Annotated in this window: 29 protein-coding genes; 16 read left to right on the forward strand and 13 right to left on the reverse strand. The window is 66.3% G+C overall.

All coding sequences use genetic code 11. The features are described from left to right. Positions 1-10: 10 nt before the first annotated feature. Both AC1RUS_RS09705 and AC1RUS_RS09710 read left to right on the forward strand, forming a co-directional pair. Entirely contained in the window at positions 11-664 is a 654-nt protein-coding gene (locus AC1RUS_RS09705) for a J domain-containing protein (RefSeq protein WP_492915457.1), read from the forward strand. Between the two features lie 94 nt (positions 665-758). Then, entirely contained in the window at positions 759-1208 is a 450-nt protein-coding gene (locus tag AC1RUS_RS09710) for a hypothetical protein (protein WP_492915459.1), read from the forward strand. Positions 1209-1423: 215 nt separating this feature from the next. Here the strand turns inward: AC1RUS_RS09710 and AC1RUS_RS09715 are convergent, their stop codons facing one another. Continuing rightward, positions 1424-2149, reverse strand: a complete 726-nt coding sequence (locus AC1RUS_RS09715) for a phosphatase PAP2 family protein (RefSeq protein ID WP_492916276.1) — start codon at positions 2147-2149, stop codon at positions 1424-1426. Between the two features lie 179 nt (positions 2150-2328). On the opposite strand from AC1RUS_RS09715, the gene AC1RUS_RS09720 reads away from it, so the two are divergent. Beyond that, the gene (locus tag AC1RUS_RS09720) at positions 2329-2688 is read left to right on the forward strand and encodes an RcnB family protein (protein WP_492915462.1); all 360 of its coding nucleotides are present in this window, start codon (positions 2329-2331) and stop codon (positions 2686-2688) included. Positions 2689-2820: 132 nt separating this feature from the next. Then, a complete protein-coding gene (gene cobS / locus AC1RUS_RS09725) occupies positions 2821-3831 on the forward strand; it encodes a cobaltochelatase subunit CobS (RefSeq protein WP_492915464.1) in 1011 nt (336 codons plus the stop codon). Between the two features lie 80 nt (positions 3832-3911). Here cobS and AC1RUS_RS09730 read toward each other — a convergent pair whose 3' ends face one another. From AC1RUS_RS09730 to AC1RUS_RS09740, 3 genes are all read right to left on the reverse strand, one after another. Continuing rightward, the gene (locus AC1RUS_RS09730) at positions 3912-4850 is read right to left on the reverse strand and encodes an IS110 family RNA-guided transposase (protein WP_492915466.1); all 939 of its coding nucleotides are present in this window, start codon (positions 4848-4850) and stop codon (positions 3912-3914) included. A gap of 367 nt (positions 4851-5217) precedes the next feature. Next, entirely contained in the window at positions 5218-5364 is a 147-nt protein-coding gene (locus tag AC1RUS_RS09735; protein ID WP_492915468.1) for a hypothetical protein, read from the reverse strand. 175 nt (positions 5365-5539) lie between these two features. Then, the gene (locus AC1RUS_RS09740) at positions 5540-6355 is read right to left on the reverse strand and encodes an MliC family protein (RefSeq protein WP_492915470.1); all 816 of its coding nucleotides are present in this window, start codon (positions 6353-6355) and stop codon (positions 5540-5542) included. Between the two features lie 151 nt (positions 6356-6506). Between AC1RUS_RS09740 and AC1RUS_RS09745 the strand changes: the two genes are divergently transcribed. From AC1RUS_RS09745 to AC1RUS_RS09755, 3 genes are all read left to right on the forward strand, one after another. Next, positions 6507-6752 carry a DUF2188 domain-containing protein gene (locus AC1RUS_RS09745; protein ID WP_492915472.1) on the forward strand — a complete coding sequence of 82 codons (246 nt, stop codon included), beginning with the start codon at positions 6507-6509 and terminating at the stop codon, positions 6750-6752. Between the two features lie 73 nt (positions 6753-6825). Continuing rightward, on the forward strand, positions 6826-7317 hold the full coding sequence (locus tag AC1RUS_RS09750) for a bactofilin family protein (protein ID WP_492915474.1): 492 nt from the start codon (positions 6826-6828) through the stop codon (positions 7315-7317). A gap of 152 nt (positions 7318-7469) precedes the next feature. Continuing rightward, positions 7470-7787, forward strand: coding sequence for a hypothetical protein (locus tag AC1RUS_RS09755; RefSeq protein WP_492915476.1), 318 nt, complete (start codon positions 7470-7472; stop codon positions 7785-7787). Between the two features lie 239 nt (positions 7788-8026). Here the strand turns inward: AC1RUS_RS09755 and AC1RUS_RS09760 are convergent, their stop codons facing one another. Both AC1RUS_RS09760 and AC1RUS_RS09765 read right to left on the reverse strand, forming a co-directional pair. Beyond that, positions 8027-8278, reverse strand: coding sequence for a hypothetical protein (locus AC1RUS_RS09760; RefSeq protein ID WP_492915478.1), 252 nt, complete (start codon positions 8276-8278; stop codon positions 8027-8029). Between the two features lie 218 nt (positions 8279-8496). Further along, the gene (locus tag AC1RUS_RS09765) at positions 8497-8880 is read right to left on the reverse strand and encodes a hypothetical protein (RefSeq protein ID WP_492915480.1); all 384 of its coding nucleotides are present in this window, start codon (positions 8878-8880) and stop codon (positions 8497-8499) included. 200 nt (positions 8881-9080) lie between these two features. On the opposite strand from AC1RUS_RS09765, the gene AC1RUS_RS09770 reads away from it, so the two are divergent. From AC1RUS_RS09770 to AC1RUS_RS09790, 5 genes are all read left to right on the forward strand, one after another. Then, positions 9081-9548, forward strand: a complete 468-nt coding sequence (locus tag AC1RUS_RS09770; RefSeq protein ID WP_492915482.1) for a chemotaxis protein CheW — start codon at positions 9081-9083, stop codon at positions 9546-9548. Between the two features lie 95 nt (positions 9549-9643). Next, complete coding sequence (locus tag AC1RUS_RS09775; protein ID WP_492915484.1) at positions 9644-10744, forward strand: Zn-dependent alcohol dehydrogenase; 1101 nt, start codon at positions 9644-9646, stop codon at positions 10742-10744. A gap of 226 nt (positions 10745-10970) precedes the next feature. Beyond that, positions 10971-11348 carry a hypothetical protein gene (locus tag AC1RUS_RS09780; protein WP_492915486.1) on the forward strand — a complete coding sequence of 126 codons (378 nt, stop codon included), beginning with the start codon at positions 10971-10973 and terminating at the stop codon, positions 11346-11348. A 30-nt stretch (positions 11349-11378) separates the two neighbouring features. After that, positions 11379-11885 (forward strand): ImmA/IrrE family metallo-endopeptidase, encoded by a 507-nt coding sequence (locus AC1RUS_RS09785; RefSeq protein ID WP_492916279.1) that lies wholly within the window; start codon positions 11379-11381, stop codon positions 11883-11885. A gap of 16 nt (positions 11886-11901) precedes the next feature. After that, positions 11902-12981, forward strand: coding sequence for a beta family protein (locus tag AC1RUS_RS09790; protein WP_492915488.1), 1080 nt, complete (start codon positions 11902-11904; stop codon positions 12979-12981). Here AC1RUS_RS09790 and AC1RUS_RS09795 read toward each other — a convergent pair. Then, positions 12978-13610 (reverse strand): sce7726 family protein, encoded by a 633-nt coding sequence (locus AC1RUS_RS09795; protein ID WP_492915491.1) that lies wholly within the window; start codon positions 13608-13610, stop codon positions 12978-12980. The two genes, AC1RUS_RS09790 and AC1RUS_RS09795, sit on opposite strands and share 4 nt — an antisense overlap. A gap of 916 nt (positions 13611-14526) precedes the next feature. Here AC1RUS_RS09795 and AC1RUS_RS09800 point away from each other — a divergent pair. Beyond that, positions 14527-15831, forward strand: coding sequence for a M20/M25/M40 family metallo-hydrolase (locus AC1RUS_RS09800; RefSeq protein ID WP_492915493.1), 1305 nt, complete (start codon positions 14527-14529; stop codon positions 15829-15831). Between the two features lie 126 nt (positions 15832-15957). Here the strand turns inward: AC1RUS_RS09800 and AC1RUS_RS09805 are convergent, their stop codons facing one another. The 4 genes from AC1RUS_RS09805 to AC1RUS_RS09820 form a co-directional block, all read right to left on the reverse strand. Next, on the reverse strand, positions 15958-16827 hold the full coding sequence (locus tag AC1RUS_RS09805) for a DMT family transporter (RefSeq protein ID WP_492916281.1): 870 nt from the start codon (positions 16825-16827) through the stop codon (positions 15958-15960). 242 nt (positions 16828-17069) lie between these two features. Beyond that, entirely contained in the window at positions 17070-18443 is a 1374-nt protein-coding gene (locus tag AC1RUS_RS09810; RefSeq protein WP_492915495.1) for a M23 family metallopeptidase, read from the reverse strand. A gap of 252 nt (positions 18444-18695) precedes the next feature. Next, positions 18696-19391, reverse strand: coding sequence for a response regulator transcription factor CtrA (gene ctrA / locus AC1RUS_RS09815; RefSeq protein WP_492915497.1), 696 nt, complete (start codon positions 19389-19391; stop codon positions 18696-18698). A gap of 425 nt (positions 19392-19816) precedes the next feature. Continuing rightward, positions 19817-20578 (reverse strand): LytTR family DNA-binding domain-containing protein, encoded by a 762-nt coding sequence (locus AC1RUS_RS09820; RefSeq protein WP_492915499.1) that lies wholly within the window; start codon positions 20576-20578, stop codon positions 19817-19819. Between the two features lie 120 nt (positions 20579-20698). Between AC1RUS_RS09820 and AC1RUS_RS09825 the strand changes: the two genes are divergently transcribed. From AC1RUS_RS09825 to AC1RUS_RS09835, 3 genes are read left to right on the forward strand one after another with little or no spacing between them, the layout of a single operon-like run. After that, on the forward strand, positions 20699-21682 hold the full coding sequence (locus AC1RUS_RS09825) for an alpha/beta hydrolase family protein (RefSeq protein WP_492915501.1): 984 nt from the start codon (positions 20699-20701) through the stop codon (positions 21680-21682). A gap of 57 nt (positions 21683-21739) precedes the next feature. Further along, positions 21740-23077, forward strand: coding sequence for a flagellar protein export ATPase FliI (gene fliI / locus AC1RUS_RS09830; protein ID WP_492915503.1), 1338 nt, complete (start codon positions 21740-21742; stop codon positions 23075-23077). After that, positions 23074-23493 (forward strand): flagellar export protein FliJ, encoded by a 420-nt coding sequence (locus tag AC1RUS_RS09835; protein ID WP_492915505.1) that lies wholly within the window; start codon positions 23074-23076, stop codon positions 23491-23493. The genes fliI and AC1RUS_RS09835 overlap by 4 nt, the downstream gene beginning before the upstream one ends. Before the next feature lie 10 nt (positions 23494-23503). Here AC1RUS_RS09835 and AC1RUS_RS09840 read toward each other — a convergent pair whose 3' ends face one another. Both AC1RUS_RS09840 and AC1RUS_RS09845 read right to left on the reverse strand, forming a co-directional pair. Next, positions 23504-23896 carry a DUF4282 domain-containing protein gene (locus AC1RUS_RS09840; RefSeq protein WP_492915507.1) on the reverse strand — a complete coding sequence of 131 codons (393 nt, stop codon included), beginning with the start codon at positions 23894-23896 and terminating at the stop codon, positions 23504-23506. A 109-nt stretch (positions 23897-24005) separates the two neighbouring features. Further along, positions 24006-24515, reverse strand: a complete 510-nt coding sequence (locus AC1RUS_RS09845) for a hypothetical protein (RefSeq protein WP_492915509.1) — start codon at positions 24513-24515, stop codon at positions 24006-24008. Between the last annotated feature and the right edge of the window lie 15 nt (positions 24516-24530).

Consider the following 24530-nt stretch of genomic DNA (forward strand, 5'->3'; position numbering starts at 1 on the left):
TCTAGGGACCATGAGCCGTGAGTTTGAATATCGCCCCAAGTTTTTCGACATCCGCGTCCGTCCCCCGAAGGCGGGCGAGGACGACGTCGCCAAGGACGTTCTGGGCCTCAAGCCCGGCGAGAAACGCTGCGATCATCCCGAGTGCCGCCTGCCCGGTTCGGCCAAGGCGCCCAAGGCGCGCAACCTGCCCAACGAGCACTACTGGTTCTGCCAGAAGCACGCGGCCGAATATAACAAGAACTGGAACTTCTTCGCCGGCATGAACGAAGCCCAGATCCGCGCCGAGCAGGAGACCGAGAAGGTCACCGGCGGCCGCCCGACCTGGAGCATGAAGGCCGACAGCCGCTCGCGCGAAGCCGCCGCCATGGCCGCCCGCGACGCGCGCCACATCGCCGACCCGTTCGGCCTGTTCCGGGCCCAGCAGCGCAAGGCCGAGGCCGACCGCGCCGCCGCCGACCGCCACCTGGGCAAGCTGGAGCGCGCGGCCCTGGCCGATCTCGACCTGGACGGCGCCGCCGATCCGGCGACGATTCGCGCCAAGTACAAGGACCTGCTCAAGCGCTGCCACCCGGACATGAACGGCGGCGATCGCAGCGCCGAACACAAGCTTCAGCGCGTGATCAAGGCCTACAAGACCCTGCAGAAGGCCGGAATGACCACCTGACGCGGTCACGTCGCGCCCGTCTCTTGCGACGAGGCGCGGCTGACGCCATGCTCCGCCCGCGCCCACGGGGAGGGCGTGAGGGACCTGGCACGCCATGACCGATCGCGAACCGGACGCCAGTCTGGCCGGAACGCCGCCTTTGGCTCCGACGCCGGTGACGCCGACTCCGTTCGGCATCCCGTGGAGCATCTGGTTCTGGGCGTCGGTGCTGTCGGCCAGCGGCGCGGTCTTCGCCGTGGCTCCCTTTCACATCGTCCGCATCCTGGGTTCGGAGCTGGATCCGGTCGCCGAGCCCTGGGCGCGGATGGTCGGCCTGATGCTGATCGCCTATTCCCTGGCCTATCACGTAGCCGGCTGGACCGGCGCGCGCACCTATATGCGGGCCTCTGTAGTGCTGCGTCTGTGCTCGCCGGTGGCGATCGGGATCCTGGTGCTGACGGGAAACCTGCCGCGCCCGTGGATGGTCATCGGCCTCTTGGACCTGGCCAGCGCGATCTGGACAGCGGTCGAGCTGGCCTGGCGGCCCAAGGCTAAGACGGCCTAGCGGCTCGACAGTTGGTCGCCCCTTCGCACCCGTGAAAACCGTCATCCCGGGCCTTGTGCCCGGGCCCCCTCTATCCGCCGCAGGTGCGGAGGGGGTGGACCGCTGGTGATCCGCTTGCGCCTCACGTGCACGCTGAAACAGGGGTCCCGGGCACAAGGCCCGGGATGACGGTGTTGTAGAAATCGGGTCGGGGCCGAAGCTCCCCTAGCTGAGCCCTAACCCGCGGCCCCGACCCGCCCGCGCCAGCGCGTCCAGGCGAAAGCCGCCAGCCAGCACAGCATGGCCCAGGCCGCGCCGACGCTCCAACCGGCCAGCACGTCGCTGGCCCAGTGGACGCCGAGATAAATCCGGCTGAGCCCGACCAGCAGCGACATGAACACCCCCGCGCCCAGGGCCAGGGCCTTGAGGCGCTTCTTCTCGACGAATCGCGCGGCCAGCGCGCCCAGGGTCAGGAACACCACGGCCGACATCATGGCGTGACCGGACGGGAAGCTGGCATTGACGGCCTCGACCGCGCGATAGGCCATGTCCGGGCGCTCGCGTCCGAACAGCGCCTTCAGGCCCTGGCTGATGCCCACGCCGCCAAAGGCGCAGACCAGCAGCAGCAGCCCCTCGCCCCAGCGCTTCAGGCACAGCAGGGTGGCGAAGACCAGCAGGATCAGCAGGCCCAGCACCGTCAGCGAGCCCAGCGAGGTGACGTCGATCGCCGCGTTGTGCAGCCAGTTGGGCCCGATCAGATCGTCGGGCCGTCCCGGCTCGCGCAGGGCGTGGAGGATCGCCAGATCGACGGCCCGCGTATCGCCCTCCCCGACCTCCTCGGCGATGTGCAGGAAGGCCAGCACGCCCAGGCCGGTCACCAGCAGGGCGGCGGTGGCGGCGATCTCCCGCCGTGCGGCGCGCAGCAGGCCCATAACATCGCGACGGGGATCGAGGGCGAACATCAACTTCATGGCGTCTCCAACACGCAAAATCCAGAACCGCCCCCGGAGCAGTATTCGACAATCATTCTCCGCCCGGCGCAACATTTCAGAATTGAAACATGAACAATTGCTGTCGATGGCCGTTCATGTCGGAGCCACATCGACTTCGCTAGGTTGGTGTCATCGAAAAGGAGACCGCCATGAAGCGCCTTGTCATTTCCGCCCTCGCCCTGTCCCTGCTGGCGGGCACCGCCGCCAACGCCGCGGGCCAACGCTACGACGACCGCCGCGACGACCATCGCTACGAGCAAAGCCGTTACGATCGTCGCGATGACCGTCGGGACGACCGCCGCGCGGATCGCCACGACCGTCGCGACTGGCGCAAGGGCCAACGCCTCGACAGCCGCTATCGCTCCAACAGCTATTATGTGAGCGACTACCGCCGCTATGGCCTGCGTCAGCCGCCCCGCGGTTATCGCTGGCAGCGCGTGGACGACCGCTACATCCTGGCGGCCGTCGCCACCGGCCTGATCGCCTCGGTGATCATCGCCAACCACTAGTCTTCCCGCCCTCGGGATCTGACTAGCCAAGCGCGCCCCGAACGGCTCAGCCGTCCGGGGCGTTCGCTTTTTTGCCCTTCCAGCGGCGTGACCTCTTTCCCTCCCCTAGGTCAAAAGGCTAATCGGATAGACATGCCCGAGTTCGCCGAAACCAGCTCCGCCGCCGATCCGCTGATCACCCTGGTCCCCGACAAGTGGGTGACGCTTCGTGAAGCCTTCGGGGTGGACAGCGACATGAAGGTTCCGGCCTTCAGCCATCGCGACAGCCACGTGCCGGACATCGATCCGGCCTACAAGTTCGACCCGCAGACGACCAAGGCCATCTGCGCCGGCTTCGCCAACGACCGTCGCGTGATGGTCCAGGGCTATCACGGCACTGGCAAGTCGACGCACATCGAGCAGGTGGCCGCGCGCCTCAACTGGCCGCTGGTTCGCGTGAACCTGGACAGCCACGTCAGCCGCATCGACCTGGTCGGCAAGGACGCCATCGTCCTGAAGGACGGCAAGCAGATCACCGAGTTCCGGGAAGGCATCCTGCCCTGGACCCTGCAGCGCCCCGTGGCCCTGGTGTTCGACGAATACGACGCCGGTCGTCCGGACGTGATGTTCGTGATCCAGCGCGTCCTGGAAGCGGGCGGCAAGCTGACCCTGCTCGACCAGAATCGCGTGATCCGCGCCAACCCGTATTTCCGGCTGTTCTCGACCACCAACACCATCGGTCTGGGCGACACCACCGGACTCTATCACGGCACCCAGCAGATCAACCAAGGTCAGATGGACCGCTGGTCGATCGTCACGACGCTGAACTACCTCGAGCACGACGTCGAGGCCGCCATCGTCCTGGCCAAGAACCCGGCCTACGACACGGTCGAGGGCAAGCGCACGATCTCGGCCATGGTCCGCGTGGCCGACATGACCCGCAACGCCTTCATGAACGGCGACATCTCGACCGTCATGAGCCCGCGCACGGTGATCACCTGGGCCCAGAACGCCGAGATCTTCGATCACGACGTGGCCCTGGCCTTCCGCCTGACCTTCCTGAACAAGTGCGACGAACTCGAACGCGCCACGGTGGCCGAGTTCTTCCAGCGCGCGTTCGGGACGGATCTTCCGGAGAGCGCGGCGCGGGTGAAGGTGGCCTGAGGCCTTACTTTCCCTCTCTCATAGAGAGAGGGAGGGGCCCGCCGCCGCAGGCGGTGGGAGGGTGAGCAACTGTCTTGAGGTTATGCGATTGCGGAACGCCATGGGGCGTTGTCGCGGAGCATGGCGTTGAGGATGGTGATGAGCTTTCGCATCAGGGCCACGAGGATGACCTTGGCGGGTTTGCCGGCCTTGGCGAGACGGTCCTTCATGGCGGCCAGGGCGGGGTTGAAGCGGGCTCCGACCAGGGCGGCCATGTAGAGGACGTTGCGAACGACGGGGCGGCCGCCGCGTATGGCGCGTCGTCCCCGTCGCGCTCCGCTGTCGTGGTCGTAGGGCGCGACCCCGACCAGGGCCGCCACTTGCCGGGCGTCCAGATCGCCCAGTTCCGGCAGCCGGGCCAGCAGGGTCCAGGCCAGGACGGGACCCACGCCGGGCACGGAACGCAGCAGCGCGTCCTTGCGCGCCAGGTCAGGATCCTCGGCGACCAGCAGCGCCAGGCGCTTCTCGATCAGGATCAGATCCAGACGGGTTCGCATCCGTCGCCGCTGGGCCAGGCGGGCCAGCACGGGCTCACGCACCAGGCGGGCGGCGTTGTCCAGCCGCGCCTGCTCCTCGACCAGTCGGCGCCGGGCGTCAACCAACTCAGCCAGCCGGGCGGCCGCCGGGTCGACCCGCGCCGAACGGCTGGGCATCAACGCCACGAAGCGGGCGATCAGCGCCGCGTCGATCCGGTCGTTCTTGGCCAGCACACCGCAGGCCTGGGCGAAGCGCCGAACCTTGCGAGGGTCCAGAAGCCGCGCGTCCAGACCCGCCGCCGCCAGAGCTTCCAGCGCGGGCTTCTCATAGCCGCCAGTCGCCTCCAATCCGATCGGACCGGCCTTGGCCGCCTTCAGCCGTCGGACCAGATCCCGCAGGCCCGCCGCGTCATTGGACACCGCGAAGCTCTCCCCCTCCAGCACCGCCACGTCCAGGCGATCCTTGGAGACATCGACTCCCACAAACACGCGATCCTGTGGCATCCTCTATCCCTTGCCAGTGCGAGGTCCAACAGGCCTCGTGCAACTGTTCGGGTTTGGAAGATCACGACCGGCCCAAACTCACCCACGGCCTTCAACGCCAAGGGGTTCACGGGCTCAAGGTCGCGGCGGGCGGCTGCTGCTAACAGCCGCCCGCATCACCACTTTAACCTCAGATCCAAGACACAAGAGGTTTCACCGTAGCCGGCGAACCCTCGTCCATCTTCTTGAGCTTATCCGCGCGCAGGTGCGCCCGCTGTCTATGCGCGCGCCCAGTCTTGTCAGCGCCTCATTCGGAGAGGGTGTAACCTCTCACCCTCCCATGCTGCGCATGGGCCCCTCCCTCTCTCTATGAGAGAGGGATTTCGGCCTAAAGCCCCCGCACCACGACCTGGAGCATCTCGAAGCCGATTGCGGCGCCGGCGATGATCACGGCCCAGCCGACGACGATTCCGGTGATCGGGTCGCGCTGCCACCAGCGGGACCCCAGCGTTGAAGGTGAAACAGCCTTTGCCATACGCGCACTCTGAACACTAAGCGGAAAACGATTGCACCGGCCGCCGGCGGCTCCTCGCCAACGCCTGTTTGATACCCAAACTGTGTGGCTGAACACGGGTCGTTAACAATCTGACGGAATGCCGCATGTGGAGGCGGGTTCTCGGCGGCGTCGCGGCCAAGCTTGATGCGCGTCTCTACCTCAGGTCTGGCGGCAGCAGTGACGCGGCGCAGTAGCGAAAGCGCTGTTCGCCGCCCCGGCCCGGCTGGGTGAATTCCAGGTTGTTGACGATGATGATCGTCTGCTGATCGGTCGAGCGCGGAGCCGGGCCGGCGCCGGCGTCGATGCAGGACTGCTCGACCCGATAGGTCGCCCCCGCGCGCGACAGCACCTTGGCGCGGCAGTCGCGGGTATGGGCGCCGCTGAGGCCCTGGCCGTCATAGCGGCGCAGGGCGGCGTTGGGCGGACTTCCACAATCCTGGCTGGCCTCGACGAAGACGCCGTGCTTGAGCGGCAGCACCCCGCCCAGGTCGCGTGAAGGCTCGATCAGCGACGTCTCCGGCTTGGGCGGCGGCGCGACGACCGGCGGCGGCGCGGCGGCCGCGGGCGGCGGCGCCACGGCGCAGCTGACGCCCGTCGCCGAGGCGACGTCCTCGCCCGGGGCCAGGGGCGCGATCGCGCCTTGCGTCAGGCCCTTGGTCCACCACTGCAGGCCCTCGCCGACATAGCGCGCGCCGCTGGCCGAGACGGCGGTCTTCAGCACGCGCGAGCGGCCCTGATACTCGACGATAGCGGTGTCGCGGTCGGGATAGCTGGCCCGCACCGCCTGGCCATCGTCGCAGCGATAGACCAGCACCTCGGAACCGGCGCCGTTGCCGGCGGCCGGCGCGGCGGCGGGCGAAGGCTCCGGCGCGGGGCCCTTGGGGCCGGCGGGCGTCTTCTGGTCGGAGCAGGCGCTGATCGTCAGCAAGCCGCCGAGCAGCAGGGCGACGCGAAACGGGATCGGGGACATGGCGGCTCCAGCGGCTGGTCGCCTGATAAAGCGGCGGCGACGCTTGCGTTCGGTTTTCCCGCGCGCGGCGCGGGACCGTACAAGACTCCGCGCCTGGAACCGTGCTTGATCCCTGCTGTTGTTGTTGCCTGAAGCCTCTGGAGACCAGACCATGACCGACATCACCTACACCATCGTCGAGCACGATGGCGGCTGGGCCTACAAGCTGGGCGACGTGTTCTCCGAGACCTTCAAGACCCACGACGCGGCCCTGAACGCGGCCAAGCGCGCCGCCGCCGAGCAGCGCGTGCCCGGCGAGACCGAAGGCATCAGCTACGAGGACGCCAACGGCCGTTGGCACGACGAGGTGTCGTCCGGCGACGACCGTCCCACCACCCACGTGGTCGACACCAAATAACGGCGTTGGGCGGCTGGCCTCCGTCTTGCTCCTCGGAAGCTCGACGAGCCATTTCGAGACAAGGTCGCCGCCCATGTTCGCCAAGAAGAAAGACACCCCCGCCCCGGTCGCCCTGGCGCCGCTGGACGCTCCACGTGCGCCGGCTCCCGCCGCCGCACCGGCGCCTGCGCCGCGCCCCAAGCCCGCCTCGATGATCGCCCAGGGCGTCACCATCAAGGGCGACGTGGTCGGCGACGGCGAGCTGCACCTGGACTGCGTGGTCCTGGGCGACATCCGGGTCGGCAAGCTGATCCTGGGCCCCAACGCCCGGGTCGAGGGCGGCGTCACCGCCCAGGTGGTCGAGATCCACGGCGCCGTGGTCGGCAATGTCACCGCCCAGGCCGTGCGTCTTTATGGGACGTGCCACGTCGACGGCGACATCACCCACGAGCAGCTGGCCATGGAAACCGGCGCGCAGTTCCAGGGCCGCAGCCTGAAGTTCCAGCGTCCGGCCCCGCAGGCGACCGCGCCGTCGCACGTTCCGCCGATGCCGCAAGGCGCGCCGCAAACCTACGCGCCGCACTGATTTCAGGCGCCCGACGTCTCGGGGCGGCGGAGCTGTGGCGCAAGCGCCACGGCCCGCCGCCTTTGGCGTTCAGGGCCGGAACGCTGACGCTTGTCGCGGCTTAGTTAGGTCAGTGGTCGGTCTATTCCGACCGGCTTCGAGGAACCTGATCCATGGCTGGCAAGCCCCTTTCCCTGGTCCCGCCGTCCGCGTCTTCCTCCGCCCACGTCGCCGAGCTCTATGACCTCGGACGGGGCCCCGAAACCACCGCCCAGCGCGTCAAGCGCCTGCAGACCGAGGCCCGCATGCTGGCCCGCGAAGAGGTCGAGCGCCTGGATCGCGGCCTGTCCGACATGGCGGCGATCGCCGCCGAAATCGCCGCCGGCGGCGAGGCCTATCCCGCCGGCGTCCGCGAGCTGGCCTCGCGCCTCGCCGCCGACCTGCCGCAAAAGGCCCAGGGCCTCCGTTCGCTGGTCAGCCGCACCTTCTGATTTCGAAACCCCACGATCGGGGTCCCTCCGCGCGATCTGGGGGACACGGCGGAGAGACCCCGCGGCAAGCCCGCCGTTGTGGGGGGACGGAGCGGCGGGCCGCGGTCGGGCCTGTCCGTGACGGATGACAAATCACGGCCAGGCGACGGCGTCCCAACAGCTACGCGGCGCGATAAAGCTCGGATGCAGGCCGGATGCGCTGAATTGTCGCGTTTTTTCCGGTGCGCTCGAGAAGGCGTTCAGCCGGCCGCGTTGGCCATCTTGCGCAGCCGCCGGGCCAGGTCTTCGGGCCGGTCGGCGATCTGGTCGAACAGGGCCTGGACCTCGGCCTCGCGGAACCCGGCCGCCCTCAGCGTGCGCCAGGCGCCGGCCAGCACGGCCTCGGCGATCTCCATCCGGTCATGGGTCTCCCCGCCCGTCACGCCCAGTCCCGAAAGAGCGCCGGACAGGGCCGTGTCGGGCGCGGCGGCATGGAACGAGGCGGCGGACATCGCGGATCTCCTGGGTGCGGAAACCACAATGTTCCTTTTTTGTTCCGACGACAAGCGTCCTGTCGGCCAGACGTGAAAAGACCCCGGGCTTGGGGCTCCGGGGTCCTTTCCGGGTCAGGCGCGAGGCCTGGCCCGTTAGGTCGGATTGGTGGGCATCCGAACCTGCCCCCCGAACCCCCATGAATTGGAATTCGAGGAATCTTTTTTAGGTCAATATCTTAGCGGCAAACGGTCCGCTCATAGACGGCGCCGCTGCGACGGTCGTAGTCGCGGGTCACCCAGCAGTCGCTGCGATAGCGGTCGTAGTGGCGCGGGCCGTAGCCGTAGCCATAACGCGGCGGCGGGGGCGGCGGCGCATAGTCGTAGCCGCGACGGTCGTAACGGCTGTCGTAGCGGTCGTTGTTGTTGCCGGCGATCGCCGCGCCCACGGCCAGGCCGAGCACGCCGGCCACGATGGCCGCCTCGGTCTTGCCGCCGTTGTCGCGGTGATGGTCGCGGTAGTAGCGCGACTGGGCCGAGGCGGCGCTCGTCGCGGCCACCATCGACAGCGCGGCGAGACCCGCCGCGACACGGCCGATGACGGTGCTGATCTTGCGGGTCATGAAGCTCTCCCTTTCGTTACGACCCGCCGTCGGCAGGCCGTTCTGATATCGTGAAGACAGCATCGTCCTTGCTGGCTGAACCGCACCTGAACGGAAAATCCGGGCGGTCGTCGCAACCGGTTTGTTCACTATTTCTCGGCAAGGTCGGATTGCCCGGCGACCACACTCGCCGCCGGACCGGTCGACCAGCGGAGGCTTCCATGACCAGCAACGTGGCGTACAAGACGGGCGAAGCCCTTCAAGTCCTGTCGTTCGAAGTCGGGACCCAGACCTACTGCGTGCAGGTCAACTCGGTTCGCGAGATCCGCGGCGTCACCCCGCCGACCCAGCTGCCCGACGCGCCGCCCTATGTGCGCGGCGTCATCAACCTGCGCGGCCAGGTCATGCCGGTCATCGACCTGTCGGCCCGCCTCGGCAAGGGCGTGGCCCAGGACGGCCCGCGCCAGGTCATCATCGTCATCGAGAGCGGCGACGACGTCGCCGGCCTACTGGTGGACGCCGTCTGCGACAGCTTCACCGTCAACGCCGACCAGATCAATCCGCCGCCGTCGATGGGCGAGGAGAACTCGCCCCTGGTCTCGGCCGTGATCACCTCGGACACCGGTATGACCGTGCTGCTGGCCGTCGACCAGATCATCCCCGAGCGCCGCGCGCCCATCGCCGCTTAAGCGCCCGGACTAAATTCGAACGATTGTTCGAATAAGCCCTTCCGCTCGCCCCTGACGCGACGCTAGTCTCCGCCCAAACCAGGGAGAGACAGCGAATGAAGGCGGCCGTGCTGCGCGAGGTGGGCAAGCCCCTCCAGATCGAGACCGTGTCCATCGGCAAGCCGGGCCCGCGCGAGGTGCTGATCCGCACCAAGGCCGCCGGCGTCTGCCATTCGGACCTGCACTTCATCGAGGGCTCCTACGCCCATCCCCTGCCCGCCGTGCTGGGCCACGAGAGCGCCGGGATCGTCGAGGCGGTCGGCTCCGAAGTGCGCACCGTCAAGGTCGGCGACCACGTCATCACCTGCCTCAACCCCTATTGCGGCCACTGCGAGGTCTGCCTGACCGGGCACATGAACCTCTGCATCAGCCCGGAGACCCGCCGCGCCAAGACCGACGAGCCGCGCCTGTTCCGCGAGGACCTGTCGGGCGCCGGCGAAACCAAGATGGCGCAGTTCCTGAACCTGTCGTCCTTCGCCGAGATGATGCTGGTGCACGAGCACGCGTGCGTGGCCATCCGCAAGGACATGCCGTTCGACCGCGCCGCCCTGATCGGCTGCTCGGTGATGACCGGCGTCGGCGCGGTGATCCACACCTCCAGCGTCCGCCCGGGCGAGACCGTGGCCGTGATCGGCTGCGGCGGCGTGGGCCTGGCCACCATCAACGGCGCGGCCATGGCCGGGGCCGGCCGGATCATCGCCATCGACCGCGTGCCGGGCAAGCTGGCGCTGGCCAAGACCTTCGGCGCCACCGACGTGATCAACGCCAGCGAGGGCGACACGGTCAAGCAGGTGCAGGAGCTGACCGGCGGCGGCGTCCACCACAGCTTCGAGGCCATCGGCCTGAAGGCCACCGCCGAGCAGGCGTTCAAGATGCTGCGCCGGGGCGGCACGGCCAACATCATCGGCATGATCCCCCAGGGCGTGAAGATCGAACTGACCGGCTCCGACTTCCTGGGCGAGAAGCGCATCCAGGGCAGCTACATGGGCTCCAACCGCTTCCCGGTCGACATGCCCCGCCTGGTCGACGCCTACATGGCCGGCAAGCTGAAACTGGACGAGCTGATCTCGCGGCGGATCAGGTTGGAGGAGGTCAACTCGGCGTTTGACGAGCTCAAGCGCGGGGAGCTGGCGCGGTCGGTGATCGTGTTTGATTAGAGGGGGGTGATCGGTCGAGCGTGACTTTTCTTCTCCCTTTGAGGTCGCTGCTGCACGCTTTTGGCGAAGTCGAATCAGCAAACAACGACGCGTCGTGTTAGCAATGAACGACTCGGGGGAGGCGGGAATGGCTAGAACAGCGCTCATCGGTTTCGTAGCGGGCCTACTAGGCACCTTACTCATCTTTGTGGGGCAGGGCTTCGAGCTTCACATAAGGCCTGTAGGGATGACCTACGCCGACCTAGCTGCGACGATTCTCGCGGGCGTGGCTGTCCTAACCACCGTGCTCGGTGTGTTCTTAGCTGTCCTTGCAGTCTGGGGCTTTACCGCCCTAAAGGGCAGCGCGAAAAGCGCCGCGAAGGCACACGTTGGAGCTCAGCTTCGCGAAGGCGATCTGCGAACCCATCTAGAAGCGAGCGTCACCGAGTTTTTGACCAAGGAGTTTGCGGATGGAAACTTGCGCAAGTTGGTTGAGAGACGGGTTGATGCGGTCATCTATTCTGGAGCCGGTGAGCGGGCGGGGGGCTCTGCCGATGACGAGTTTGAAGAGGAAAGTGCGACCGAAAATGTCGCAGGAGCGGCGGAGGGTGCAAAACGTGAGTAATGACACCCAAGCACAGGAGCGCACATCGTGATGAGTCGTGAATGGCGAAGCCTGAACGAAGAGGTTCGCATGCAACTCAAAGCACATCAGGCCGAAATTCCAGTTAAGCTCGGTGCTCTAGCTAAATCCCTAGGTTTGAAGGTTGCGGCTTCGACGTTAGCCGCCGGCATTTCAGGCGAAATCCGGCCTGACGACACAACGGCAGCGGGCTACATTATTCGTGTCAATCGCCATGATCCGAGTAAGCGTCAGCGCTTCACAGTGGCGCACGAGATTGGGCACTATCTTCTGCACCGAGATCATATCAGGGAAGGCATCACAGACGACGTGTTGTACCGTTCGTCGCTAACTGATTGGAGAGAGGCTGAAGCTAACAGGCTCGCCTCTGACCTACTAATGCCCGACCATCTCTTGGTCCCGCTATTGGAGGAGGCTCGCGCAAAAGGCGTTTCAGATATTGCCTTCTATCTTGCCGAGCTATTTGATGTGTCAGAAGCGGCTATGAACATACGTTTGGAGATGTTCCAAACGAAGTAGTCCTGGGGGGAATGTAATGGCGTTAAGAGATTTCTCGCGCGTTCCATATCTGCCCATGCTTGCTGTTAGCGTTTCTGAAATGCGTGCTCTTGAAGAGCTACCCGAGCGCGATAAAGACGCGCTACTACCGTTCTTTCAGATCAGGTCTTGGGGCGTGTCGTACGCTCTTGAGAACACGATGGACCGCATCGCTCAAGCCTACGGCGAGCGCCCGTATATCGGCGATCTATGCCCCCCGGAAAAGCCAAAGGGTGATCCGCGTCCGGTTCACGGCGAACTCCAACAACTTAGATTACCAGAGCGCGGCTATGCTAATTGGTGCTCGTTTGTCGAAGAGCGGGCCAACATAATTCCTACCGTGCAACTGGGCGACCTAGCCCAACTAACGGCCCAAATTGCGCGGCTAAGGGCGCTGGGACGTGGAATCGCTGTGCATTTTCAGGGGCCAGCGCTTCGGATTTTACGAGAACTCAGTGAAGCGATTGGAGCGCAAACTAACGGAGGCGAGGACGCATGTCTGATAGTTGATCTGGGCCAACAGAGCGCCGGTCTCCTGTTGGACCAAGCTACGGCAACAGCCTACGTTCGCACACTGAGAGAAACGATGCCGCGTGCAGTGATAGCTATTTCAGCTTCATCTTTTCCTTCTGGGTTTGTGAACTTGGATGAACAAGCGATTTATGAACGAGCCCACTTCAATGGTGTTACCTGGCAACTTGGACCCGCGGGGCTTATCTACAGCGACCGAGGTAGCGCCCGAGCCGAAAAGCAAATGGGTGGGGGAGGAACACCTGCGCCTCGTGTTGACTTGGCTAGTGGTGGACGGTGGACGTTCTTTCGCGAGAATGATGACACACTGCCTCGCTCTACCGGCTACTTGAACCAAGCGGACAATGCGATGAAGTCCGCTGACTGGGATGGCGCGCTCAGGCTGTGGGGTGCCCAGATGATTGAGCGGACGGCCGGAGGCGATTTGAACGCAATAAAGTCTCCCTCAAGCTCGACAGCTGTCCGGATCAACTTGCATCTACATCGCCAGTTGTTTTTCGATGATCCTGACGGTCTGTACGAAACCGATGAGGAGTGGACCGACTAGGCGGCAAGTTCGGGTAGGATCGCGAGGGCCTGTTGCTCCCAGCGAAGCCATTCCAAATCCCGGTTCTCTTTCCATAGGCGAAGTTCTTCTCGCTCCGCACGGAAACGGCTGAGCGTGGAGAGGTCGCCCTCAACGATCCGCCTGCGGCCCAGACTCAACCAAAACGCGGAACTGGTTTGCCCGAAGCGTTGGCGAAATGCTGTGCGGAAAGCTTCGTCGGCAGGCGATTCGCCAGCCTTCTTTAGCTCAGCTTGCGTAAGCAACTTTGCGAACGATGCCTCGTCTATCGAGAGTGCATTCTCTGGCTCGGCGATGATCGTGAGGGTGCCATCGTTGTCAAAGCGCCAAATCTCGGTGTTTGCCATAGATTGCTCGGCGGCTATTCCGGCGTGCTTTGCCGCGAGCACCACAATGGTTCTCTGGAAGTGCGCTTTGTACGCCTCAAGCTGACGCGGTAGCCGGCGCAGACTGTCGCGCTCGCTTTTGATCTCGACACCAATGAACTCATTGCTGAGCAGGGCCAAGTCAGCGCGCACCGATGTTTTGCCTATGGTAAATTCGTTCGCGATAACCGAGTGGCGATTGATAACCCCGGTCGATCGCAGCCGTTGGAGCACGGCAGCCTTCATGTGGGCTTCGCCACTTCGAGGCATGGTTTCCGTATTCCGCTCGTTCAATTTCGCGCCTTTCCCATATCCAGCAACTACGCGAGATTGGTGATCATTTCGCAAGAAAGCGTTTACCTTGAATCCGTCGATTTGAAGGGCTTCTAGAGAGTGGGACGCTGTCGTTAGGCTTGGTGGATGGCAGATCGTGAAGCGCCATATTCCCCGGCTAGGGCAGCAAGGGAAGCTTTGGCTCGCCCAGGGGGATGATCTAGCACCTGCGCCTCGCGCACTGAATGTCCACTTCTTGGAGGCGAGCCAACATCAACAAGTGGCGCATTTCAGCCAGGCATCGCCACTTATCCCCGCTCCCTCACGAGCATAACCGCCACTCCGCCCCAACAAATTCAACGCCCTAACCGCCCGACCCAGCGTCACGATCCAAAATCGACGCATCATCCGCCAAACCCGCCACATAATCACTCTCGCCCCGCCACTGGGGAGGCCGTCCAGCTGGCGACCTGACGGGTGGCGGGGGCGGTTGTGCGGGTTCAGAGGACAGGGGACGTAAACCTGTCCATCGGGGATGGCCAAAACCCCGCCCGTCCGAAGGTTCGCTCCGGGTCCCTGCGGAATCGGCGTGGCTTGCAGCTTAAGGGCTGGGTCCGTCGCGAGGAGGACAAATCCGGGTGGGGCAAAGGGTTGAACAAGACCCGCGCGCCCCGGCCAGAGGGATAACGATCGCGCGGAGCGCTCCGGCCACGGCCGAAACGGTACTCCACTACACACTCATCCGGGCCTGGCCCGGACGCTCCGCCGCCTCCCCACACTTGCCGGAAAAGCCGGCGAGGATGCGAACCTGTGTCCTCGTGGCGTCCTCGGGATGACACCGCTGGGCGCGCCCCCTAGGCTGCCGCGCACAGTTTCGGGGATTCTCCAGATGACCAGCACCCTTCGCCGCTCCGCCTCGCTGATCGCCTTCGCGGCGGCCTTGGTCGCCTCCCAGGCCCAGGCCGCGCCCAAGACCGACCACGCCGGGACGGTGCGCAAGCTGGTGGCCTCGCCGGCGTTCAAGGCGGCGGCCGCCAAGCTGGACGCCGACTTCGACCGCACGGTCGCCGACATCGTCACCCTGACCGAGATCCCCGCCCCGCCCTTCAAGGAGGAAAAGCGGGCCAAGGCCTATCTGGAGATGCTGAAGGCCCACGGCCTGTCGGACGTCGCGATGGACGCCGAGGGCAATGTCTCGGGCGTGAGGGCCGGGACGGCGACCAAGGGCAAGGGCCCGTTCGTGGTCATCGCCGCCCACCTGGACACCGTCTTCCCCGAAGGCACCGACACCAAGGTCAAGCGCGAGGGAACCAAGCTGTCGGCCCCCGGCATCGGCGACGACACCCGCTCGCTGGCCACCCTGCTGGCCTATCTGCGGGCCATGGACGCGGCGGGCATCAAGACCAAGAGCGACATCCTGTTCGTCGGCAATGTGGGCGAGGAAGGCCCGGGCGACCTGCGCGGCGTGCGCTATCTCTTCAACAAGAGCGCCTATAAGGGCCGGATCAGCGCCTTCTTCTCGATGGACGGCTCGGACCCGTCGCGGGTGGTCGATCGCGGCGTCGGCTCCAAGCGCTATCGCGTGACGTTCAAGGGGCCGGGCGGCCACAGCTACGGCGCGTTCGGCACGGTCAATCCGATGGCGGCGATGGCCAAGTCGGTGGTCGACCTCTACGCGGTGCAGACGCCCAAGGATCCCAAGACCACCTATTCGGCCAGCGTCACCGGCGGCGGCACCTCGGTCAATTCGATCCCGAACGAGGTGTTCATGGAGTTCGACATGCGCTCGGAGAGCGCCGAGGAACTGGCCAAGCTGGATAAGACCCTGCTGGGCATTCTCGACGCCGCGGTCGCGGGCGAGAACGCCGCGCGCTCGACCCGTTTCGGCAAGATCACCGTCGATCCCAAGGTGATCGGCGAGCGTCCGGCCGGCGGGACCGATCCCAACGCGGCGATCGTCGGCCTGACCGACGCGGCGATCTCGGCCCTGGGCTTCAAGCCCGAGCATGACGCCTCGTCGACCGACAGCAACCTACCGATGAGCCTGGGCATCCCGGCCGTCACCATCGGCTCGGGCGGCAAGGCGGGCCGCGCCCACGCGCTGGACGAATGGATCGATGTCGAGAAGGGCGAGAGCCTGAAGGGCATGCAGGTCGGTCTGGCGGCGCTGCTGGCCGTGGCGGGGGTGGACTAGGTTCAGATCGATCCTCCCCCTTTGGGGGAGGTGGCCCAGAGGGCCGGAGGGGGTCCTCTCCGGCCTACTCCGCTGAGGACCCCCTCAGTCGCTCCGCGACAGCTCCCCCAAAAGGGGAGCATCTCTCTAGGGCTTGCGCGTCACCAGCCAGATGCCGCCGCACACCAGCGCCAGGGCGGCGGCGTTCTTCCAGGCCAGCACCGGCTCGTGCAGGAACAGCGCCGACAGCAGCACCCCGAACACCGGGATCAGGAAGTTGAACACCGCCAGCATCCCGACCGGATTGTGCTTCATCAGCAGGCTCCACACGGCGAAGGCGGTGGCCGACAGCCCGGCCATATAGGCCAGCAGGGCCAGGGCGCGGACGTCGAAATGTCCCAGATGGCCGCCGGCGACCAGGCCGATGGCCAGAAGGGCCGCACCGCCGATAGCCAGCTGCCAGCCGGTCATCACCATCGGGTCGACCTTCTGCGAGATGGTCTTGCCCCAGATCGAGGCGGCGGCCAGCACGAAGGCGGCGATGACCACGAAACCTTCGCCCAGCAGGGTGAACTCGAAGTCCAGCCCCTTGCCGCCCAGATTGACCGCCAGCACCCCGGCGAAGCCCAGCAGGCAGCCGGCGATCTTGCGCGGGGTCAGGCGGTCGTTGCGATAGAGGAAGTGCGCCAGGATCACGCCGAAGAAGGCCCCGGTGGCGTTCATGATCGACGACTTGACGCCCGTGGCGTGGGCCAGGCCGATATAGAAGAAGACGTACTGCACGGTGGTCTGGACAAAGCCCAGGGCGACCACCCGGCCGATCTGGTCGCGCGGCGGAACCAGGCTCTTGCGCCCCACCGCCGCCAGCACCAGCAGGATCAGCCCCGCCGCCAGGAAGCGCCAGCCGGCGAACAGCATCTGGGCGGCGGTGTCGGTCTTGGCCACGTGCAGCAGGGCGTAGCCGGCCTTCACCGCCGGAAACGCGCTGCCCCACAGCACGCAGCACAGCACGGCCATGCCGACGACGAAGCGGCGGTCTTGATAGAGGGCGGCGCGCTGGGACACGGGGAGCCTTGGCTGAAAAAGACATCGCCGCCCCACGGATGCGGGGCGGCGATTGATGATCTCGAAGGCGGTCTTTCTAGGCCGAAACACCCCGCGGTGTCATCCCGGGCGAAGACCCGGGACCGCCGGAAACGCGGCGCCTGCCGTGGTCCCGGGTCTGCGCTGCGCTTCGCCCGGGATGACAGCCTTTTTGACTACCGCAGCTTCGGCTCGGCCTTGTCCAGCTTGGCCAGGGTCAGCTTGGGCGTCTCGTCGCTGCTGGCCATCGACACCGAGCCGCCGTCGGCCAGCATGCGGTCGATGCGCGACTTCTTGGACTTGAACGAGGCCAGTTCGCCGCCCGCCAGGATGGTGCCTTGCGGCACCTTGGCCCCGATCGGATTGACCCGCTCGCCGTTCAGCCAGACTTCGTAGTGAAGGTGCGGACCGGTCGCCAGGCCCGTCGAGCCGACATAGGCCACGACCTGGCCCTGATGGACGCGGGTTCCGGCCTTGATGCCCGGAGCGTAGCGCGAGATGTGGCCGTAGCCGGTGTCCCACTGGCCCGAATGGCGGATGCGCAGCCAGTTGCCGTAGCCGCTCCAGCGGCGGGCTTCCAGGACCACGCCGTCGCCGGCGGCCAGGATCGGGGTGCCGGTGCCGGCTCCGAAGTCGACGCCCTTGTGGGCGCGGGTATAGCCCAGCACCGGGTGCTTGCGGGCCCCGAAGGTGGAGGTGATGCGGGCGCCGTCGACCGGCGTGCGCAGCAGGAAGCCTTTGATGTTCTTGCCCAGCTCGTCGAAGAACTGGGTTTTGCCGTCGCGGTCGAAGGCGTAAAAGCGCTGGCCCTTGACCTCAGCGTACTCCAGGTCGCCGGCCTCGACCGTGCGGCCGCTCTCGGTGACCTTGCGGTCGAACACCAAACAGAACTTGTCGCCTTCGTGGATGTCCCGCGAGAAGTCGATCTTGTGCGAGAACAGCTTGGCCGCCTCGCTGATCACGGCCGGGGTGCCGCCGACATTAGCGACGCTCTCGTAGAACGAGCCGTTCATCTCGCCGCAGGCCACCTTGGTCTCGTCGGTGACCTTTTCCTCGAGCTCGCGCAGGCGCAGGGCGCCGTCGAAGGTGCGCGAGACGGTCAGGGTCGAGGACGGGCCGGTGCGCATCGACAGGCCGATCAGGCGGGCCGGACCGCGCTCGCTGCGGCGCTGGGCGATGGCGGCCTCGAAGGCCATGCCGGCCTTGATGTTGACGGTGTCGATCGCGCCTTGGAGCGTGGCGACCACCTGGCGGGCCTCCTCGGGGGCGACGCCGGCGCGCTGCACGGCGTTTTCGAGGGTTTCGCCGGGACGGACCTTAACCGGAATGCTTTGCGGGCGGTCGAAGCCCGGCTGGGCCTCGGCGCTGGCGAAGGCCACGTGCTGCAGGGCGACCAGGGCGGCGGGGTCGAGGGGAGCCTTGGCGATCGGCGCATCGACGTCGGCCGCCGTCAGCTTCCAGCCCAGGCCCAGAGCAGCCAGGCCGGCGACGGCTGTGAACAGCCGGGGCGCCAGACGCAAGGTCGGGCGTCGCGGATCAAATTCCTGCATCGTTCCCCCATCGGTTGCGATGCCGCGCAAAGGTCAAAATGACACGGCTGGGTAGCCCCCCAGCAATCGTCGCGCCGGAAGATGGCCGGAGCCTCTCGAAGCGACAAGCACTATTCGGTGCTTCGGTCTTTTTGTCACGGGTACGGTTAACGCGGACGGCCCGGCTGGCGCCAAGCCCATGAAAGACAAAAGAAAAGCGCCCGCCTTTGTGGGGCGGGCGCCTGTCTGTGTGCGAAGCTTTCGCGGCGCTTTTTAGGCGGCGGCGATCTGCTCGTTGGGATCGCGCAGCACGTAGCCGCGGCCCCAGACCGTCTCAATGTGGTGCTTGCCCTGGGCCGAGGCCGCCAGCTTCTTGCGGAGCTTGCAGATGAAGACGTCGATGATCTTCAGTTCCGGCTCGTCCATGCCGCCGTACAGGTGGTTCAGGAACATCTCCTTGGTCAGGGTCGTGCCCTTGCGCAGGGAGAGCAGCTCCAGCATCTGGTATTCCTTGCCGGTCAGGTGAACGCGGTTGCCGTTCACTTCGACCGTCTTGGCGTCCAGGTTCACGATGATGTCGCCGGTCTTGATGACCGACTGGGCATGACCCTTCGAACGACGGACCACCGCGTGGATGCGGGCGATCATCTCGTCCTTGTGGAACGGCTTGGTCATGTAGTCGTCGGCGCCGCCCGAGAAGGTCTTCACCTTCGTGTCGATTTCCGACGAACCCGACAGGATCATGATCGGCGTATTGACCTTCGCGACCCGCAGGGTGCGCAGGACATCGATGCCGCTCATGTCAGGAAGATTGAGGTCGAGCAGGATCAGATCGTAGTCGTAGATCTTGCCGAGATCGACGCCTTCTTCGCCGAGATCCGTCGTATAGACGTTGAAGCCTTCAGACTTCAGCATCAATTCGATGGTCTGCGCCGTTGCGCTGTCATCCTCGATCAACAGTACGCGCATGAGCCCCTCCACGCCACTCGGTGGCGTTATTCGACGTCTTGGCGGAAGCCGCCCGTTAAACCCGTCCTGCACTTTGCAGGTGAGTTAATTTAAGACTGGTTAATGGTGAATGATCTCGATGGCCGAATGGTTAATATGATTTGCGAATCGGGTGCAAGCGGTCGCTGAGTCGCAACCAGAAAACGCAGGGGACGGATTTTGGAGCCCCGAAAATGGATTCTCCCAGGCCGCGAACAGCTCAAAACCCAGCGCATTCAAGGTTAGCGCGGTAAAGCTTCTCTTCGCCGCCAGGGTGCGCGCCGTTAGCCATTGCGGCGCGATTGCGGCGTTCTGTCGCTAAGATTTCAGGGCGCTTTCCGGCGGCTCGCGACCGGAGGCGTCGAACGCGGTCCTGGACCGCGACAGCGCGTCGCAACAGAAAAAACCTAGGTCTCGGCCGGCAGCCAGCCGACTTGCCGAAGCTTGGCCACCGAGGCGCGCGAAACCGGCGCCCGCAGACCGTTCGAAAGGCGAAGCTTGAGGTTGCGGCCATCGACCTCGACGGCCTCGACGGCGGCGCGCGACACCCACCAGGAACGGTGAACCTTCATGCCCTGCCCGTCGCCCAGCCCGGCGATCACCCGCTCGAACGGACCAGGCACCAGGCGCGAGCCGCCGGCGGTGTGGACGCGGACATAGTGATCCTCCATCCGCAGGCAGATCACCTCGCCCGTCAGGGGCCGCACATCCGACGCGACCTCGACGACCTCGGGCAACGGCGGGGGTCGTTTGAAGACGCCTTCGCGAAAGAACATGTAGAGCAGCACCGGGGCCGAGAGCATCAGGCACTGGCCATACATGTCCAACGGCGACAGTCGGCCGGTCAGGAACGGCCATATCCTCGTCACCATCCAACCCACGAAGAGCGACAGCGGCGCGCAGCCGATCACCACGGCCGCGATCAAGGCCAGCCATACCGGCACGCCCGCTCGCCGAGCCCAAGCGGCGACCAGCCGCCGCAGCAGACCGAAGATTGCCGTCCCCACCAGGAAGCAGGCCACGAAGTGCAGGATGCGCGGTGAGGCGCCGCCGTTCGTGAAGCTGCCGAAGGGGCCGATCACGCCCAGGAAGACGCCCAGCCCGGCGCCGACGGCCAGCTCGATCGCCCATTCGCGGGCGGTTCCCAATGACGGCGGTTGCGAAGCCATGTCGTTCTATAGCGCAGGTCGCCGGATCGCGAACCCGTTCGCCCATTCGCGAAGCGGCCGTGGCGAAGGTCGGCAAGGCGGCCCATCCCGTCGACATCGCTTCAACAGTCGAGGATGTCCATGTCGCTTCGCTCTCTCCTGCTCGCCCTTCTGGCGGCCCTGGCCCTGGCCTCGCCGTCCCTGGCGGCGACCGCCGGCTTCATCGTGGTCCAGGCGCCGGACCCGCAAGGCCCGCCGATCACGGTCGGCATCTGGTATCCCACCAACACCCCGGGCAAGACGATGCCGATGGGCCTGGGTCAGCAGACCGCCGCCTATGGCGCGCCGCTGGTCGGCGGCCATCTGCCGCTGATCGTCATGTCGCACGGCAATGGCGGCGTCTTCGCCGGCCACGCCGACACCGCCCAGGCTCTGGCCGAAGCCGGCTTCGTGGTCGCCGCCCTGACCCACACCGGCGACAACTACCAAGACCAGAGCCGCGCCACCGACATGGCCAACCGACCCCGCCAGCTGTCAGTGCTGATCGACTACATGCTCAAGGATTCGTCCCTGCACGCGGCCCTCGATCCGGCCAAGGTCGGAGCGTTCGGCTTCTCGTCGGGCGGCTTCACGGTGCTGGCGGCGGCGGGCGGCAAGCCCAGCCTGGCCCGCGTCCCACTCCACTGCCTGGCCCACCCCGCCTTCTTCGACTGCAAGCTCACCGCCAGCCGGCCGCCGTCGACCGGCGCGCTGAGCGCCGCCTGGGTCGTCGATCCGCGGATCAAGGCCGTGGTCTCGGCCGCGCCGGCCATGGGCTATGCGTTCAGCGACCTCAGCAAGCTGACCATGCCGATCCAGCTGTGGCGCGCGGGCGACGACAAGATCCTGCCCGATCCCTACTACGCCACGGCGGTGCTGAAGGCCCTGCCCAAGCGGCCCGACTACCATGTCGTCGACAACGCCGGGCATTTCGATTTCCTGCAGCCCTGCGTCAATAAGGACGCCCCCGAGACCAAGACCATCTGCGACAGCAATCCAGGCTTCGATCGCGCCGCGTTTCACCGGGATTTCAACGCCGCGGTCGTCGGTTTTTTCACGGCCCATTTGGTCGCACCCAAGGGCTAGTTTCACACCCGGTTAACCCTGTTGGCCGAGTCTGACGGCTCTGTTTTAGGAGCCGATTTGCGTAGCCTGATCGCCGCTATCGAACGTATCGATCCGCTGACCATTTCCGGTCGCGTCGCCGCCGTGAACGGCCTCCTGATCGAGGCGCGCGGCGGTCTGACGCGACTGGCGGTCGGGGCCCGGGTCGAGATCGATCGGCTGGGCCTGCCCGTGCTGCCCGCCGAGGTGGTCGGCTTCCGCGAGACCCGCGCCCTGCTGATGCCCTTCGGCCCCGTCGAGGGCGTGGCCCCCGGCGCCGAGATCCGCATCATGCCCGAAGGCGCCACCGTGCGCCCGACCAAGGCCTGGCTGGGCCGCATCATCAACGCCTTCGGCGAACCCATCGACGGCCTGGGCCCGTTGCCCCAGGGCGAGGTCCCCTATCCCCTGAAGACCCCGCCGCCGCCCGCCCACGCGCGCGGTCGCGTCGGCGAGCGCCTGGACCTGGGCGTGCGGTCGATGAACGTCTTCACCACCACCTGCCGCGGCCAGCGCCTGGGCATCTTCGCCGGTTCGGGCGTGGGCAAGTCGGTGCTGCTGTCGATGCTGGCCAAGGAAGCCACCTGCGACGCGGTCGTGGTGGGGCTGATCGGCGAGCGCGGCCGCGAGGTCCGGGAGTTCGTGGAAGAGACCTTGGGCGAGGAAGGCCTGCGCCGCGCCGTCGTGGTGGTCGCCACCTCGGACGAGCCGGCCCTGACCCGCCGCCAGGCCGCCTACATGACCCTGGCGATCTGCGAATATCTGCGCGATCAGGACCAGGAAGTGCTGTGCCTGATGGACTCGGTCACCCGCTTCGCCATGGCGCAGCGCGAGATCGGCCTGGCCGCCGGCGAGCCGCCGACCACCAAGGGCTATACGCCCACCGTCTTCACCGAGCTGCCCAAGCTGCTCGAGCGCGCCGGTCCCGGCCCGATCCGTCCCGACGGCACCACGGCCGCCCCGATCACCGCGCTCTTCACCGTGCTGGTGGACGGCGACGACCACAACGAGCCGATCGCCGACGCCACGCGCGGCATCCTGGACGGCCACATCGTCATGGAACGCGCCATCGCCGAGCGTGGCCGTTTCCCCGCCATTAACGTGCTCAAGTCCATTAGTCGGACCATGCCGGGCTGCCAGTACGATCATGAGCGCGCCATCGTGAAGGGCGCCCGCCAGGTGATGGCGGCCTACGCCAACATGGAAGAGCTGATCCGCATCGGCGCCTACCGCGCCGGGGCCGATCCGATCGTCGACCGCGCCATTCGCCTGAACCCGGCGATCGAAGAGTTCCTCAGCCAGGACAAGGAGGAGGCCACCAGCCTCGACGACTCCTTCGGCCACCTGGGCAGTATCCTTGAAAGTGACCACGGATGACCAAGTGGGCCGCCTCGCTGATCCGCATCTCGACCCACGAGGTCGAGACGCTGCAAAAGCGCCTCGCCGACATCGTGGAAAAGCGCATGGCCGCCGAGCTGCGCGTGGCCATGCTGGACGCCGAGGCCGAGGCGGAAGCCAAGCAGGCCGAGGGCGACGCCAGCGCCGGCTGGTACATGATCGGCTACCGCGAGGGCTCCAAGCGCCGTCGCAGCGAGATGCTGCTACAGATCGAGCAATGCCAGATCGAGGAACAGGGCGCCCGTGACGCGCTGTCCCAGGCCTTCGAGGCGCTGAAAAAATATGAGCACGTCGCCGAGGCGGCCAAGGTCGCCCAGGCCAAGAAGATGGGCAAGTTCGAAGCCGCTCAGCTGGACGAGCTGGGCCTGCGCCGCACCGGCACGCACGGCGCCTAGGCGCCCGCTATCACCCCTGACGCGGCGCGGGCGGCGGCGTTGAGGCGCGCTGGCGGAACGCGGCGTGATCGGCGTCGCTGGTCTGGCGCAGGGCGCGCAGGTCTTCGCTGATCCGGAAGATGGCGACGTAGAATTCGCAGAAGGCGCGCCACAGCAGCACCATGGCGCCGGCGACCAGCAGGCCCGCGATCAGCACCGGGAAGGCCAGCAGCAGCGAACCGACGCCGGGCTCCTTCAGGGCCAGGCCGACGGCGGCGCCGACCACGGAAAACGCGAAAAGGGCCACGACGCCCAGGCCGGCCCAATAGATCAGGTGAATCACCGGACCGGTCACGAGCCGGTCGAAGGTCAGAAGGTCCCAGAACAGGGAACCGCTGGACTTGGCTTGCTTGGCCGGAGGCATACGACACACCCGAAATCGGCGAGAGAAATCGCCACCTTGGGCGCATCGCTAGCAGCGCTAGGCCCGCTCGGCAATGCCGGGCGGGCCATAGCTTTGAGACGTATAAAGGTTACTTGGGCTTGGCGCCCGCCAGGGTGGCGTCGATCTGCGCCTTCGTGGCCGTGGTGCTGGTCACGCCGGCGTTGGTCGACAGGCTGTTGCCCGGCAGGGCGAACTTCACGCCGCCATTGGTGATGACGACATTGGTCGAGCCGTCAGCGGCGGCGCTGGTGCCCGAAATCGTGCCGATGCTGACGCCGCCTGCATCCTTGACCTCGGTGCCGACCTTGAAGTCGGTGGCCACGGTGGCCGAGGTCGGAGCCGCGGCCGTGTCGGCGCTGGGCTGGGCGGCGGCCGGATCAGAGGCCGGCGCGGTCGTGGTGGTCGTCGTGGTGCTGGTGGTGGCCGGAGCCGACGGCGTCAGCGACGCGGGCGGCGTCGGCGCGGTCTGGGCAGGAGGGGTGGCGGCCGGCGCGATCGCGGGAGCCGCCGGGGTCGGCGCGGTGGTCTGAGCCAGGGCGGCGCCCGAGAAAGTCAGGGTCGCGGCGGCGGCGAAAAAGGCGAGTTTGTTGCTCTTCATGTGAACGCTCCGTCG

This window comes from Caulobacter sp. GW821-FHT10F06 (assembly GCF_058809215.1).

Coding starts and splice junctions, on each gene's coding strand:
- AC1RUS_RS09705 (WP_492915457.1), top strand. CDS start 11: ATGAGCCGTGAGTTTGAATATCGCCCCAAGTTTTTCGACATCCGCGTC.
- AC1RUS_RS09710 (WP_492915459.1), top strand. CDS start 759: ATGACCGATCGCGAACCGGACGCCAGTCTGGCCGGAACGCCGCCTTTG.
- AC1RUS_RS09715 (WP_492916276.1), bottom strand. CDS start 2,149: ATGTTCGCCCTCGATCCCCGTCGCGATGTTATGGGCCTGCTGCGCGCC.
- AC1RUS_RS09720 (WP_492915462.1), top strand. CDS start 2,329: ATGAAGCGCCTTGTCATTTCCGCCCTCGCCCTGTCCCTGCTGGCGGGC.
- cobS (WP_492915464.1), top strand. CDS start 2,821: ATGCCCGAGTTCGCCGAAACCAGCTCCGCCGCCGATCCGCTGATCACC.
- AC1RUS_RS09730 (WP_492915466.1), bottom strand. CDS start 4,850: ATGCCACAGGATCGCGTGTTTGTGGGAGTCGATGTCTCCAAGGATCGC.
- AC1RUS_RS09735 (WP_492915468.1), bottom strand. CDS start 5,364: ATGGCAAAGGCTGTTTCACCTTCAACGCTGGGGTCCCGCTGGTGGCAG.
- AC1RUS_RS09740 (WP_492915470.1), bottom strand. CDS start 6,355: ATGTCCCCGATCCCGTTTCGCGTCGCCCTGCTGCTCGGCGGCTTGCTG.
- AC1RUS_RS09745 (WP_492915472.1), top strand. CDS start 6,507: ATGACCGACATCACCTACACCATCGTCGAGCACGATGGCGGCTGGGCC.
- AC1RUS_RS09750 (WP_492915474.1), top strand. CDS start 6,826: ATGTTCGCCAAGAAGAAAGACACCCCCGCCCCGGTCGCCCTGGCGCCG.
- AC1RUS_RS09755 (WP_492915476.1), top strand. CDS start 7,470: ATGGCTGGCAAGCCCCTTTCCCTGGTCCCGCCGTCCGCGTCTTCCTCC.
- AC1RUS_RS09760 (WP_492915478.1), bottom strand. CDS start 8,278: ATGTCCGCCGCCTCGTTCCATGCCGCCGCGCCCGACACGGCCCTGTCC.
- AC1RUS_RS09765 (WP_492915480.1), bottom strand. CDS start 8,880: ATGACCCGCAAGATCAGCACCGTCATCGGCCGTGTCGCGGCGGGTCTC.
- AC1RUS_RS09770 (WP_492915482.1), top strand. CDS start 9,081: ATGACCAGCAACGTGGCGTACAAGACGGGCGAAGCCCTTCAAGTCCTG.
- AC1RUS_RS09775 (WP_492915484.1), top strand. CDS start 9,644: ATGAAGGCGGCCGTGCTGCGCGAGGTGGGCAAGCCCCTCCAGATCGAG.
- AC1RUS_RS09780 (WP_492915486.1), top strand. CDS start 10,971: ATGACCTACGCCGACCTAGCTGCGACGATTCTCGCGGGCGTGGCTGTC.
- AC1RUS_RS09785 (WP_492916279.1), top strand. CDS start 11,379: ATGAGTCGTGAATGGCGAAGCCTGAACGAAGAGGTTCGCATGCAACTC.
- AC1RUS_RS09790 (WP_492915488.1), top strand. CDS start 11,902: ATGGCGTTAAGAGATTTCTCGCGCGTTCCATATCTGCCCATGCTTGCT.
- AC1RUS_RS09795 (WP_492915491.1), bottom strand. CDS start 13,610: ATGAAGGCTGCCGTGCTCCAACGGCTGCGATCGACCGGGGTTATCAAT.
- AC1RUS_RS09800 (WP_492915493.1), top strand. CDS start 14,527: ATGACCAGCACCCTTCGCCGCTCCGCCTCGCTGATCGCCTTCGCGGCG.
- AC1RUS_RS09805 (WP_492916281.1), bottom strand. CDS start 16,827: ATGGCCGTGCTGTGCTGCGTGCTGTGGGGCAGCGCGTTTCCGGCGGTG.
- AC1RUS_RS09810 (WP_492915495.1), bottom strand. CDS start 18,443: ATGCAGGAATTTGATCCGCGACGCCCGACCTTGCGTCTGGCGCCCCGG.
- ctrA (WP_492915497.1), bottom strand. CDS start 19,391: ATGCGCGTACTGTTGATCGAGGATGACAGCGCAACGGCGCAGACCATC.
- AC1RUS_RS09820 (WP_492915499.1), bottom strand. CDS start 20,578: ATGGCTTCGCAACCGCCGTCATTGGGAACCGCCCGCGAATGGGCGATC.
- AC1RUS_RS09825 (WP_492915501.1), top strand. CDS start 20,699: ATGTCGCTTCGCTCTCTCCTGCTCGCCCTTCTGGCGGCCCTGGCCCTG.
- AC1RUS_RS09835 (WP_492915505.1), top strand. CDS start 23,074: ATGACCAAGTGGGCCGCCTCGCTGATCCGCATCTCGACCCACGAGGTC.
- AC1RUS_RS09840 (WP_492915507.1), bottom strand. CDS start 23,896: ATGCCTCCGGCCAAGCAAGCCAAGTCCAGCGGTTCCCTGTTCTGGGAC.
- AC1RUS_RS09845 (WP_492915509.1), bottom strand. CDS start 24,515: ATGAAGAGCAACAAACTCGCCTTTTTCGCCGCCGCCGCGACCCTGACT.